The organism is Aureimonas flava (assembly GCF_003583935.1).
Taxonomy (GTDB): domain Bacteria; phylum Pseudomonadota; class Alphaproteobacteria; order Rhizobiales; family Rhizobiaceae; genus Aureimonas; species Aureimonas flava.
Window position 1 is genome coordinate 261,642 of sequence record NZ_QYRN01000005.1, and the last position, 12,883, is coordinate 274,524.

General features: G+C 69.7%; 12 protein-coding genes. 8 read left to right on the forward strand and 4 right to left on the reverse strand.

From position 1 onward, the window contains the following. Positions 1-24: 24 nt before the first annotated feature. On the reverse strand, positions 25-840 hold the full coding sequence (locus D3218_RS11070; protein WP_119540136.1) for an SDR family oxidoreductase: 816 nt from the start codon (positions 838-840) through the stop codon (positions 25-27). Further along, complete coding sequence (locus D3218_RS11075) at positions 827-2,695, reverse strand: glycoside hydrolase family 15 protein (RefSeq protein WP_119540285.1); 1,869 nt, start codon at positions 2,693-2,695, stop codon at positions 827-829. The genes D3218_RS11070 and D3218_RS11075 overlap by 14 nt, the downstream gene beginning before the upstream one ends. Before the next feature lie 206 nt (positions 2,696-2,901). Between D3218_RS11075 and D3218_RS20100 the strand changes: the two genes are divergently transcribed. From D3218_RS20100 to phoB, 8 genes are all read left to right on the forward strand, one after another. Further along, on the forward strand, positions 2,902-3,888 hold the full coding sequence (locus D3218_RS20100; protein ID WP_245415005.1) for a hypothetical protein: 987 nt from the start codon (positions 2,902-2,904) through the stop codon (positions 3,886-3,888). Between the two features lie 23 nt (positions 3,889-3,911). Then, the gene (locus D3218_RS20105) at positions 3,912-5,189 is read left to right on the forward strand and encodes an ATP-binding protein (protein ID WP_245415006.1); all 1,278 of its coding nucleotides are present in this window, start codon (positions 3,912-3,914) and stop codon (positions 5,187-5,189) included. Between the two features lie 149 nt (positions 5,190-5,338). Continuing rightward, positions 5,339-6,382, forward strand: coding sequence for a PstS family phosphate ABC transporter substrate-binding protein (locus D3218_RS11085; RefSeq protein WP_119540137.1), 1,044 nt, complete (start codon positions 5,339-5,341; stop codon positions 6,380-6,382). A 106-nt stretch (positions 6,383-6,488) separates the two neighbouring features. After that, on the forward strand, positions 6,489-7,967 hold the full coding sequence (gene pstC, locus D3218_RS11090) for a phosphate ABC transporter permease subunit PstC (RefSeq protein ID WP_119540138.1): 1,479 nt from the start codon (positions 6,489-6,491) through the stop codon (positions 7,965-7,967). Then, on the forward strand, positions 7,967-9,295 hold the full coding sequence (gene pstA, locus D3218_RS11095) for a phosphate ABC transporter permease PstA (RefSeq protein ID WP_119540139.1): 1,329 nt from the start codon (positions 7,967-7,969) through the stop codon (positions 9,293-9,295). The genes pstC and pstA overlap by 1 nt, the downstream gene beginning before the upstream one ends. A gap of 14 nt (positions 9,296-9,309) precedes the next feature. Beyond that, positions 9,310-10,119, forward strand: coding sequence for a phosphate ABC transporter ATP-binding protein PstB (pstB, locus tag D3218_RS11100; protein ID WP_245415020.1), 810 nt, complete (start codon positions 9,310-9,312; stop codon positions 10,117-10,119). Positions 10,120-10,170: 51 nt separating this feature from the next. Then, on the forward strand, positions 10,171-10,893 hold the full coding sequence (gene phoU, locus D3218_RS11105) for a phosphate signaling complex protein PhoU (protein WP_119540141.1): 723 nt from the start codon (positions 10,171-10,173) through the stop codon (positions 10,891-10,893). A 2-nt stretch (positions 10,894-10,895) separates the two neighbouring features. Further along, the gene (gene phoB / locus D3218_RS11110; RefSeq protein WP_119540142.1) at positions 10,896-11,627 is read left to right on the forward strand and encodes a phosphate regulon transcriptional regulator PhoB; all 732 of its coding nucleotides are present in this window, start codon (positions 10,896-10,898) and stop codon (positions 11,625-11,627) included. A gap of 24 nt (positions 11,628-11,651) precedes the next feature. On the opposite strand, the gene D3218_RS11115 is transcribed toward phoB, so the two are convergent. Next, positions 11,652-11,900, reverse strand: coding sequence for a DUF3297 family protein (locus D3218_RS11115; RefSeq protein WP_119540287.1), 249 nt, complete (start codon positions 11,898-11,900; stop codon positions 11,652-11,654). Positions 11,901-12,027: 127 nt separating this feature from the next. Continuing rightward, positions 12,028-12,630: a GcrA family cell cycle regulator gene (locus D3218_RS11120; RefSeq protein ID WP_119540143.1), complete on the reverse strand. Its 603-nt coding sequence runs from the start codon at positions 12,628-12,630 to the stop codon at positions 12,028-12,030. Between the last annotated feature and the right edge of the window lie 253 nt (positions 12,631-12,883).

Sequence of the window (12,883 nt, forward strand, 5' to 3'; positions counted from 1 at the left end):
GGCCCTCGGGCCGCCCTTTCGCGTTCAGCCGTTGCCGCGGAAGCCGGGATAGAGCGCCATGCCGCCGTCCACGAACAGGGTCTGCCCGACGATGTAGTCCGAGGCGTCGGAGGCCAGGAACGCCACGACGCGGCCGACGTCCTCCGGATCGCCCACCCGCCCATGCGGGATCAGCGCCAGCATCGCCTCCCGTCCGCCTTCCTTCTCGCGTTCGCTGCGGTTGATGTCGGTGGCGATGGCGCCGGGCGCGACGGCATTGACGCGGATGCCCTCGGCGGCGACCTCCTGCGCGACGGATTCCATCAGCAGCTTCAGCCCGCCCTTCGACGCCGCGTAGTTGACGTGGAAGGCCCAGGGAATGCGCTGGTGCACGGAGGAATCGAAGATCAGCTTGCCCAGCGCGCGGCTGACCTCCGGCCGCCTTCCCTTGGTGCGGAACCGGCGCACCGCCTCGCGCGCCATCAGGAAGCCGCCGGTGAGATTGGTGCGGATCACCGTTTCCCAGTCCTCGAGGCTCATGTCGGCGAGCGCGGCGTCCCGCTGGAGCCCGGCGTTGGAGACGGCGATATCGACCGGCGCGAGCCGCTCCTGCGCCTCGTCGAACAGGCGCGCGACGTCCGCCTCGGCGCCGACGTCTCCCTGCACGGCGATCGCGCGCCGGCCGAGATCCCGGATCATGGCCACGGTCTCCTCCGCGCCCTCGCGCGAGCCGTGATAGTTGACCGCGACGTCGGCGCCCGCGCGCGCCAGCTCCACCGCGCAGGCCCGGCCGATGCCGGCCGAGGCGCCGGTGACCACGGCCACCTGGCCCGCGAGGGAGTGGAGGTCAGAAGATGCCATCGGGGTCCTCGATCATCTGGAAGCCGGCATGGTGCGGATCGGACCCGTCGCCGCGCAGCGCCCGGTCGAGCCAGATGGCGGCCGAGATCAGCGACAGGTGGGTGAGACCCTGCGGGAAATTGCCGAGATGCTGCCCGTCGGTGGACAGCTCCTCGGCGTAGAGGCCGAGATGGTTGGCGTATGCGTGCAGCTTCTCGAACAGGAGGCGGGCCTCCGCGACGAAGCCCGTTCGCGCCAGCGCCTCGACGTACCAGAACGAGCAGATGGTGAAGAAGCCTTCCTCGCCCTCCAGCCCGTCGTGGTTCGACGGGCCGTTGATGTAGCGGCGCACGAGGCAGTCATGGACCAGGGTCTCGCGCACCGCCTTGAGCGTCGAGATCCACATCGGGTCGCGCGGGTTGATGAAGCGCACGAGCGGCATCAGCAGCACCACGGCGTCCAGCGTGTCGCCGCCCTTGAACTGGGTGAAGGCGCCGATCTCGGGGTTCCAGAACTCCTCCACGATGGTGCGCTGGATCCGGTCGCGCTGCTCGTGCCAGAGCGCGAGGTCGGCCGGCATGGACTCGCGCACGGCGATGCGGATCGCCCGGTCGATCGCCACCCAGCACATCAGGCGCGACGACAGATACTCCTTGTCCTCCCCGCGGCTCTCCCAGATGCCCCGATCGGGCAGGTGCCAGTTGCCGCAGAGCCAGTCGATCAGGCCGGTGAGCTTGGCCCAGACACTGTAGCTCGGCTTTCCGCGCGCCCGCGTCGCGATGTAGACCGCGTCCATGAACTCGCCGTAGATGTCCATCTGGCGCTGGTCGAAGGCGCCGTTGCCGACGCGCACCGGCTTCGACCCGCCGTAGCCGGCAAGGTTCGGCAGCTCGGTCTCGGCGAGTTCGCCCCGTCCGTCCATCCCGTACATGATCTGCAGCCCGGACCGCTCGCCGTCGCTCTCGGCCACCCGCTCCATCAGGAAATGGATGAAGGCCTCGGCCTCGTCGAAGTAGTTGAGGCGCGACAGGGCGTAGAGGGTGAAGGCGGAATCGCGCACCCAGCAGAAGCGGTAGTCCCAGTTGCGCTCGCCGCCCACCACCTCCGGCAGGCCGAAGGTCGCGGCCGCCGCGATCGAGCCGTGGCGGGCCGAGGTCAGGAGCTTCAGCGTCAGCGCCGAGCGCACCACCAGCTCGCGCCAGAAGGTCGGATAGCGCCCGCGCGAAACCCAGTCGTGCCAGTAGGCGCGGGTGTCGCGGAACGAGGCGCGCACATAGGCGTCGTCCGCGGCGGACCATCCCTCGCGGGCCGGGCACAGCACCGCGAAGGCGGTCTCGCCCTCCGCGAGCGTCACCTCGCCGGTCACCGCGCCGCCCTCGACGCGCAGCGGCACCGAGGTGTGGAGGAGGATCGTCTCGCGCCCGCCGTCGCCGCGCGTCCATTCGATGCGCGCGCCGTCCGGCGTCGGGGTGAGGTCCGGAACGACGGCGGCGTATTCGGGGCGCGGCTCGAGGCGCAGCGCGAAGGCGACCGGTCCCATGATCGCCTTGGCGCGGCGCACGATGCGCCCCGATCCGTCGAGCGGCATGAAGTCGGACACTTCGCCGATGCCGTCCTCGCCCAGGAAGCGCGTCAGGAGGATGTTGGTGTCGGGCAGGTAGATCTGGCGCCGGCCCATGCCCTCGGCCGTCGCCCAGAGCCGGAACTCGCCGCCCCGTTCGGGATCCAGCAGCGAGGCGAACAGCGTCGGCGAATCGATGTTCGGGTGACACAGGAAATCGATGCGCCCGTCGGGTGTCACCAGGGCGAGCGTGTTCAGGTCGCCGATCACGCCGTGCTGACCGATCGGGTTGGGAATGCGGGGAGACGACGGCATCGGGCGGACTTCGATCACTAACCTGTGGTTCGTGGAAACAAGGTCGGGCGCCCGCGCGGAAAGGAAAGGTCGCCGGGCGTCGGCGCGACCTCGGCCGGCCACGCGCATTCCAGCGCCCGATTGCTCCATTCCGCCGCATTCGCTATCCAGATGCGGATGTCGAGGCGCCGGCGCGGCGGCGTCGCCTCGATCGGCCTGGAGATGTCATGAGCGCAATGGAAGACAGCCTGCGGCGTGCCTTGCAGGGCGGCGACGCGAGCGATCCGGCCTTCCGGGAAAGCATCTACGCCGCTTCCGAACGCGCCCTGGAGCGGATGCTCGAGACGCGCGGCGCGGAGGAGGCGGAGGTCGCCGCCCAGCGCGCCAGGCTGGCCGAGACGATCGATCGCGTCGAGGCGGACTATGCCGACTGGCCCGCGGACGGCGCGCCCGCGCCGGAGGAGGCCGATCCGGGCCTTGCACCCGATACCCCGCAGGCCGGCGAATACGCCGCGCCGCTCGACGGCGAGCCGCGCGAGCCGCGCGCCTTCGAGCCCGTCGAGGCGGTGGAGGATCCGGCCGCCAGCACCTGGACGCCGGGCGGCGAGCGCCCGCCCGCCGCCGCGCCGGTGCGCGACGCGCGCTCGGCGCGCTCGGTCCTGATCGCGGCCGTGGTGTTCGCGCTGGTGCTGGCGCTTCTGGCCTACTTCGTCGGCGGCATGATCCGGGGATCGGCGCCCGCTTCCCCGACCGCGCAGAACGAGACCTCCGCCCTGGACTGGATCACCGTGTTCGACGGCGACGACCTGGAGAGCCTTTCGACGCCCGAAGGCGGGCGGATCGAGGCGGCGCCCCGGTCGGGCGGGCGCGACGCGGTGCGCGTGTCGGGCCCGACGGCGGGCGAGGGCGAGGTGCTGATGGCCATCGGCCCCGGCGTGGTCGGCGAGATCGCCGGCTCCAACGTGCGCATCGAGGTGACGGCGGGATCGCCGGACGGCACGGCGCGCGAGTTCTCCGTTCGCTGCCTGTTCGGCGGCACGAGCCTGTGCGAGCGCCAGCGCTTCTCCACCACGATGAGCGAAGAGGCCTTCATCTTCGACGTGCCGGTGCCGGCCGACGCGCGCTCGCCGGCCTCGATCGCCATCGAGCCGGGCGTCAACGGCACCACCAACGACGTCGACGTCTTCTCGCTGCGGCTTCGCCGGGTCGGCTGAGCGTCCAACATCCGGGGCAAGACGTGAACGAGACGGGACGCTCCGGCGGGGAAACGGCGCGACGCTGGCTTCGCCGGGCGCCGGCGCTGATCTTCGCCGCCGGCCTCGCGCTGGTGGCCGCGACGGTGGCCGAGGCGCGATGGGCGGCCTTGGCCCCGCTGGCGGCCGGCGCGCTGGCGCATTTCCTGCTGCGCGGTGCCGACGGCACGCTGCCGCGCCGCGCCGCGTCCGGCCGCGCCCGGCAGACGCCGCTCTGGCCGGACGCCAGCGTCAAGAGTGTGGTGGAGGCGGTGCGCGAGCCCGCCGCCGTGGTGGATCGCTCGCTCGCCTTGCGGTTCGCCAACGCCGCCGCGATGCGCGCCTTCGGCCCCTTCGTGCTGGGCGACCCGATCGCCATGCGCTTCCGCTCGCCCGACCTTCTGGCGGCGCTGGAGCGCGCGGTGGAGAGCGACGAGCCCGACCAGGAGGAACTTGCCGAGCGCCTGCCGGCCGACCGCTCCTGGGGTGTCGACATCCTGCCGCTCGGCCTGGCGGGCGAGGAGCGGCCGCCCTTCTTCCTGCTCCTGTTCCGCGACCACACGCAGGCCCGGCGGCTCGAGCGGATGCGCACCGACTTCGTCGCCAATGCCAGTCACGAGCTGCGCACCCCGCTCGCCTCCCTGTCGGGCTTCATCGAGACACTGAAGGGGCCCGCCCGCGACGACGCGGCGGCGCATGCCCGGTTCCTCGACATCATGCAGGACCAGGCACGGCGCATGTCGCGCCTGATCGACGACCTTCTGTCGCTGTCGCGGATCGAGACGCGCCGCCGGCTGCGTCCGAACGAGGCGGCCGACATCGCCGACGTCCTGCGCAGCGTGGCGGGCCAGCTCGGGCCGCAGGCCGCCGACAGCGGCCTCGCGGTGCGGCTGGTCGGTCTCGACGGGGAGGGCGTCCTCGTGAACGGCGACCGGGACGAGCTGATCCAGGTCTTCGCCAATCTCTTCGAGAACGCCTGCAAGTACGGCAGCGACGGCGGTCGGGTGGAGATCGGCCTCCGGCGCGACGGGGAGGGCGTGGAGGCCTATGTGCGCGACTTCGGCAAGGGGATCCGGGCCGAGCACGTGCCGCGCCTCACCGAACGCTTCTATCGGGTCGAGGAGGGGGCGACGGGCAAGCCAGGCACCGGTCTCGGCCTGTCGATCGTGCGCCATGTGCTGACCCGTCATCGGACTCGGCTGTCGATCGTCTCCGAGCCCGGAAAAGGCGCGACCTTCGCGGTCCGATTCGTCCGGTTTCTCGACGCGATCGAAAAAACGTAGCGAACGTAATAGGTTAAACTGTCACAATCTGTATAGGAAGCTGTCATATAGGAGTTGCGCGAGGTGGTTAGACCATCCGCGAACCGGTGCCGCAGACCTGATCGTCGGGCGGTTCGCTTTTGAAACTCCATGACGGAGACAATCTCGTGTTGCACAAGACGCTTGCCGGCCTCGCGCTCGGCGCCGCCTTCGCCCTTTCCAGCCAGGCCTTCGCGCAGTCCGCCGAGCCCGTGCAGGCGGCCGGTTCCTCGACGGTTCTGCCCTACGCGCAGATCGTGGCCGAGAACTTCGGCGAGGTCTATCCCGACTTCCCGACCCCGGTGGTCGAGTCCGGCGGCACCTCGGGCGGCTTCCGCCAGTTCTGCCAGGGCGTCGGCCCCGCCACGGTCGACATCGCCAACGCCTCGCGCCCGATCTCGGCATCCGAGAAGAAGGCCTGCAAGGACGGCGGCGTCAACGAGATCCAGGAAGTGCGCTTCGGCTACGACGGCATCGTCTTCGCCTCGTCCGCCCAGGGCCCGAGCTTCGCCCTGACGCCGGAGGCCGTGTTCAACGCGCTGGCCGCCAAGGTCGTCAAGGACGGCAAGGTCGTGGACAACGCCAACACGGCCTGGAACGAGGCCGACGCCTCGCTGCCCGCCCAGCCGATCGCCGCCTTCATCCCGGCCGAGAACCACGGCACGCGCGAGGTCTTCGAGGAGAAGCTCCTGGTCGCCGGCTGCGAGGCCTCGGGCGCGCTGGAGGCCTACAAGGCGTCCGGCATGGACGAGAAGGCGGCCAAGGAGCAGTGCCACCAGGTCCGCAACGACGGCAAGGCGACCGACATCTCGGGCGACTACACTGAGACCCTGGCCCGCATCGCCGCCAACCCGCAGGGCATGGGCGTGTTCGGTCTCGCCTTCTACGAGCAAAACCAGGACAAGCTGAAGGTGGCGACCGTCTCCGGCGTCACGCCCTCGGTCGAGAGCGTCGCTTCGGGCGAGTATCCGGTCTCGCGTCCGCTGTTCTTCTACGTCAAGAAGGCGCACATCGGCGTGGTGCCGGGCCTGTCCGAGTTCGTGGACTTCTTCCTGTCCGAGCAGATGGTCGGCCCGGACGGCCCGCTCGCCCAGTACGGCCTGGTTCCCGCGCCGGAGGAGCAGCGCGAGGAGGCCCGCCAGAAGTTCACGGCCGGCACCGCGATCGAGGGCTGACCGCCCGCACGAGGCGCGCGGCCCCACTCGGGGCTGCGCCGTCGCCCACGGCGGTCCGGTGTTCCGGACCGCCTCGTTCGTTCATCCTGTCGGGAGACGAGGAACGGTGTCCATCCTAGCAATCGTTCTGATCGTGCTGACGCTCGGCGCCGCCGGTTTCGCGCTGGCGCGGCGACGAAGCGCGCAGCTCGCCGCCGGCTCGACCGACAAGCTCCACTCCCGCTCGATCTATCACGGCGTCTATGCCGCGATGGCGACGACGATCCCCGCGCTTCTCCTGATGGCGCTCTGGCTCGCCGTCTCGCCGGTGGTCGTCTCGAGCCTCGTCACGGCGCCCGTCGCCGCCGCCGGCGAGACCGACCTCGCGCCGACGCTACGCGCCAGCCTGGTGCGCTCGATCGGCGAGGGCGTCCGCCTCCTGCCGGCGGAAGAGCGGCAGGGCCTCGACAGCATCGGCGTCGCCGAGCTGCGCCCGCTGCTCGCCCGGCGCGGCATTCCGGTGCCCAGCGAAGCGACGGACTCGATGGTCCGGCAGGCGCTGGAGCGCAACGGGCTGGAGGACACGAGCCGGCTGGCGATGACCGTCGCGGTGATCGCGGTCTCGCTCGGCGGTCTGGTCCTCGCGCTTCGCCGAATCGCGGTGCGCCTGCGCGCCCGCAACAGCGTCGAGGCCGTGGTCAAGACGTTCCTGGTGCTCTGCTCCTCGATCGCCATCCTGACCACGATCGGCATCGTCTTCTCGATGCTGTTCGAATCGATCGACTTCTTCAGCCGCGTACCGCCCGCCGACTTCTTCTTCGGCACCGTGTGGGAGCCGCGCTTCGCGGCGGCGGGGTCGTCCGCCACCGGCCAGTTCGGCCTGATCCCGCTGCTTCTCGGCACGCTCTACATCGCGTTCGTGGCCATGCTCTTCGCGGTGCCGGTCGGCCTGTTCGCCGCCATCTACATGGCCGAATACGCGTCCGACCGCCTCCGTTCGGTGGTCAAGCCGCTGCTCGAGGTGCTGGCCGGCATCCCGACCATCGTCTACGGCTTCTTCGCGCTGATCACCGTCGGCCCCTTCCTGCGGGACCTGTCGGGCGACATCCACGGGCTCTTGACCGGCAACTACGCGAGCTTCATCCAGGCGCAGTCGATCCTGACCGCCGGTCTGGTGATGGGCATCATGCTGATCCCCTTCGTGTCGTCGCTGTCGGACGACATCATCACCGCCGTTCCGCGCTCGCTGCGCGACGGCTCTCTGGGCCTCGGCGCGACCCCGTCGGAGACGGTGAAGAAGGTGGTTCTGCCGGCGGCGCTTCCGGGCATCGTCTCGGCGCTGCTGCTGACCGCCTCGCGGGCGATCGGCGAGACCATGATCGTGGTGCTCGCCGCCGGCATCGCGGCCAACATCACGGCCAACCCGTTCGAGGCGATGACCACGGTGACGATCAAGATCGTCTCGCAGCTCACCGGCGATCTCGACTTCACCTCGCCGCAGAGCCTCGTGGCCTTCGCGCTCGGCATCACCCTGTTCGCGATCACCCTGATCCTCAACGTCATCGCGCTGGCCATCGTGCGCAAGTATCGGGAGCAGTACGACTGATGAGCGACGCGACCTTTCCTGCCGGCGGCCGCGCGGTCGCCGACGCCAAGGCGCCGCCGCGCCGCGACATCGGCCTGAAGCGGCGCTACGCCTCCGAGCGCCGGTTCAAGGCCTACGGCATCGCGGCCATCGCGGTCGGCATGATCTTCCTCGCCACGCTTCTGTGGACGGTGGTCAGCCAGGGCTACACCGCGTTCTGGCAGACCCAGATCCGCCTGCCGATCACCTTCTCCCAGAGCGTGATCGACCCGAAGAACACGGGCGGCAAGGACCTCCAGGCGCTGCGCCTCGCCAACTATCCGAAGCTGGTGCAGGACGCGCTGGTCCAGCGGCTCGGCATCGACCCCAAGAACCGCGCCGACGTCACGGCCGCCACGCAGCTCGTCTCGCAAGGGGTGCGCACCCAGCTCGGCGGCATGGTGATGGAGGACCTGTCGGTGATCGGCACCACGCAGGACGTCTGGCTCTACGCCAACTCCACCGTGGATTCGGCGGTGAAGGGGCAGTTCGACCTGTCGATCCCCGAGGAGCGTCGTCCGATCAAGGACAAGCAGCTCGAATGGATCAGGACGCTGGAGCAGGCCGGCGACATGGAGCAGCGCTTCAACACCGGCCTCTTCACCTTCGGCGCCTCCTCGCGCGCCGAGACGGCGGGCGTCGGCGTGGCGATCATCGGCTCGCTCTACATGATGGCGATCGTGCTCGCGCTGGCCCTGCCGATCGGCGTCGCCGCCTCGATCTACCTCGAGGAGTTCGCGCCCAAGAACCGCTTCACCGACTTCATCGAGGTCAACATCAACAACCTGGCGGCCGTGCCCTCCATCGTCTACGGCCTCCTGGGTCTTGCGATCTTCGTCAACTACATGGGCCTGCCCCGCTCGGCCTCGCTGGTCGGCGGCCTGGTGCTGACGCTGATGACGCTGCCCACCATCATCATCGCGACGCGCGCGGCCCTGAAGGCGGTTCCGCCCTCGATCCGCGCCGCGGCGCTCGGTCTGGGCGCCTCGCGCATGCAGATGGTGTTCCACCACGTCCTGCCGCTCGCCATGCCCGGCATCCTGACCGGCACGATCATCGGCCTCGCCCATGCGCTGGGCGAGACGGCGCCGCTGCTCCTGATCGGCATGGTGGCCTTCGTCGCCAACTATCCGACGACGCCGATGGACCCCTCCACCGCGCTGCCCGTTCAGATCTACATGTGGGCCAACGAGGCGGAGCGCGCCTTCGTGGAGCGCACTTCGGGCGCCATCATCGTGCTCCTCCTCTTCCTGGCCGTGATGAACATCACGGCGATCATTCTTCGCCGCCGCTTCGAGCGGCGCTGGTAAAGGCGACATCCATGATGGAACAGCTTCCGATCAAGGCCGCCGTCCCGGCCGCGGCCGCCATGGCCCCGGCGGCCAAGATACGCGGCAAGGACGTATCGGTCTTCTACGGCTCCAAGCAGGCGCTCTTCGCCGTCGACCTCGACGTCTACGAGCAGCAGGTCACCGCGCTGATCGGCCCGTCGGGCTGCGGCAAGTCCACCTTCCTGCGCACGCTGAACCGCATGAACGACACGGTGGACGGCGCCCGCATCGAGGGAAAGGTCACCCTCGACGGCGAGGACATCTACCACTCGGGCATCGACGTGGTGGAACTGCGGGCCCGGGTCGGCATGGTGTTCCAGAAGCCGAACCCGTTTCCCAAGTCGATCTTCGACAACATCGCCTACGGACCCAAGATCCATGGCCTCGCGCGCTCCAAGGCGGATCTCGAGGAGGTCGTCGTGACCTCGCTGCGCAAGGCGGGCCTGTTCGAGGAGGTGAAGGACCGGCTGCACGATCCCGGGACCGGCCTCTCGGGCGGCCAGCAGCAGCGCCTGTGCATCGCGCGCGCGATCGCGGTCAGCCCCGAGGTCATCCTGATGGACGAGCCCTGCTCGGCGCTCGACCCGATCGCCACCGCGACGGTCGAGGAGCTGATCGACGAGCTGCGCCAGAACTACACGATCGTGATCGTGACGCACTCGATGCAGCAGGCGGCGCGCGTCTCGCAGCGCACGGCCATGTTCCACCTGGGCAAGATCGTCGAGGTCGGACCGACCGAGAAGATGTTCCAGAACCCGGACGACAAGCGGACCCAGGACTACATCACCGGCCGCTTCGGCTGACCGGAGCGACGCAACCGGGCACCGCCCGCATCCATGAGGGAGCCGAGCGCCATGGTACAACACATCGTCACGTCCTACGACGAAGAGCTCAAGTTCATCCTGCGTCGCATCTCCGAGATGGGCGGTCAGGCCGAGCGCATGGTGGAACAGGCCGTCTCGGCGCTGATCCGCTCCGACGCCGGCCTCGCCCAGTCGGTGGTGGCGGACGACGTGCTTCTCGACGCCGCGCAGCGCGAGATCGACGAGCATGCGATCATGACCATCGGCAAGCGGCAGCCGATGGCCCACGACCTGCGCGAGATCGTCGGAGCCATCCGCATCTCCAACGACCTGGAGCGCATCGGGGATCTGGGCAAGAACATCGCCAAGCGGGTTCTGGCGGTGCACGACCACGCCCAGCCGGTGCAGCTCGTGCGCGGCATCGAGCACATGTCGGAGCTCGCCCTCGGCCAGCTCAAGGAGGTGCTCGACGCCTACGCCACGCGCGACCACCTGCGCGCGGAGGCGATCCGGCGCGGCGACCAGGAGATCGACGCCCTCTACACCTCGATCTTCCGCGAGCTCCTGACCTACATGATGGAGGATCCGCGCAACATCACCGCCTGCACGCATCTCCTGTTCTCCGCCAAGAACATCGAGCGCATCGGCGACCACGCCACCAACATCGCCGAGACGATCTTCTACGTGAAGACCGGCAGCCAGATGGAGATCGAGCGGCCCAAGGGCGACTCGACGCCGACCCTGGTGGCGCCGGTCGGCGCGCGAGGCGCCTGACCATGGCGCCCCGCATCACGGTGGTGGAGGACGAGGAGGCGCTCTCGATCCTCCTGCGCTACAATCTGGAAGCCGAGGGCTACGCCGTCGACACCATCGCGCGCGGCGACGAGGCCGACCTCCGGCTCAAGGAGCAGGTGCCGGACCTCCTGCTGCTGGACTGGATGCTGCCCGGCCTGTCCGGCGTCGAGCTGTGCCGGCGGCTGCGCGCGCGGCCCGAGACCGAGCGTCTGCCGATCATCATGCTGACGGCGCGGGGCGAGGAATCGGAGCGGGTGCGCGGCCTGTCGACGGGCGCCGACGACTACGTGGTCAAGCCGTTCTCGACGCCCGAGCTGATGGCGCGCGTGCGCGCCATGCTGCGCCGGGTGAAGCCGGAGCGGATTTCCAGCCAGCTCGTGGCGGGCGACATCGACCTCGACCGCGAGACGCATCGTGTCCGACGCGCGGGACGCGAGCTGAAGCTCGGACCGACCGAGTTCAAGCTCCTGGAGTTCCTGATGCAGTCGCCCGGCCGCGTGTTCTCGCGCGAGCAGCTTCTGGACGGCGTCTGGGGACGGGACATCTACGTCGACGAGCGCACCGTGGACGTCCATGTCGGGCGGCTGCGCAAGGCCGTCAACCGGGGGCGCCAGCGCGATCCGATCCGCACCGTGCGCGGCGCGGGCTACGCGCTGGACGAGACCTTCACCGCCGCGCCCGCGCGTGCCGGGGTCCGCACCGAGACCGTCTGACGGCCGCGGTGCCGGCGCGCGGCCTCAGGCCGCGTCGCCCTTCAGGAAGGGCTCCACGGTGCCCTTCAGCTTGAGCAGGATCGGCTTGCCCTTCCGGTCGCGCGCCGTGCCGGCGGCGACCCTGATCCAGCCCTCGCTCACGCAATACTCCTCGACATTGGTCTTCTCGGCACCGTTGAAGCGGATACCGATGCCCTGCGACAGGAGCGCCTCGTCGTGGAACGGGCTGTCGGGGTCGATGGCGAGGCGGTCGGGGAGGGGGCTCTGGCTCATGCGCGCCCCATAGCGCAACGAACCGCCGCGCGCCAGCCTTCGGCTGTCGGTGCCGTTCGCTCGGACCGCCAACGGAAAAGGCCCCGGCGGGATCGCCGGGGCCTTCCTTGTCGGATGAGCGTCGTCGTCAGCGGACGCGGCGGCGCTCGGAAACCGGCTGGAACGCGATGCGCGCGTGGTACTGGCAGTAGGGCGAGGCGTCCGGCGCGTGGTTGCCGCAGAAGCGGAACTCGTCCGACAGCGGATCGCCGAGCGGCCACTTGCAGGTGCGGTCGGAAAGCTGGACCAGCGTCAGGTTGCGCGAGATCGGCACCACTTCGCCGGGCCCGTGCTGCACCTCGACACGGCCGACGACCTCCTCCTCCTCGACCTCCGGCTCGATCTCGAGCTTCAGGGCGGTGGCGCCGAGCGTCGCCGGGCGGGCCGGCCGCACGGGCACGGTGGCGGCCGGGGCGATCGCCGCGACGGCCGGCGTGGCGACGGGCACGATGCGCGGCGCGGGCACCTCCTCGGGTGCCGTCTCCACCAGCACGGGGCGGATCACGCGGGGCGCCACGGCCGCTTCCATCGGCGTGGAGGCCTTGAGGCGGCTGTCGAGCTTCAACCGGTGCACCTTGCCGATCACCGCGTTGCGCGTCACACCGCCGAGCTGGGCGGCGATCTGGCTGGCGCTCAGCCCCTCGCCCCAGAGCTGCTTCAGAAGATCGATCCGCTCGTCGGTCCAACTCATGAACTGACTCCTAACTCTTGGCCCGTGCGACGCGCCGCCGATCCACTCGGCCTGACCAGAAGGACCCAGAACTACCAGATGTGGTAGGAGGCCGTTTTCGCCGCACGAAATATGGTGTCTAGCGTCAACTTAACTCGCTGCGGGCTTCTGTGGCAAGGCACGCACAGTGTTGCACGAATCGCTTTTGCGGCTTTTCAACAGCTTGCTGTCCCGCGGATCGGGCTCGGAAGGGCCGGAAATCCGGGGTTTCGAT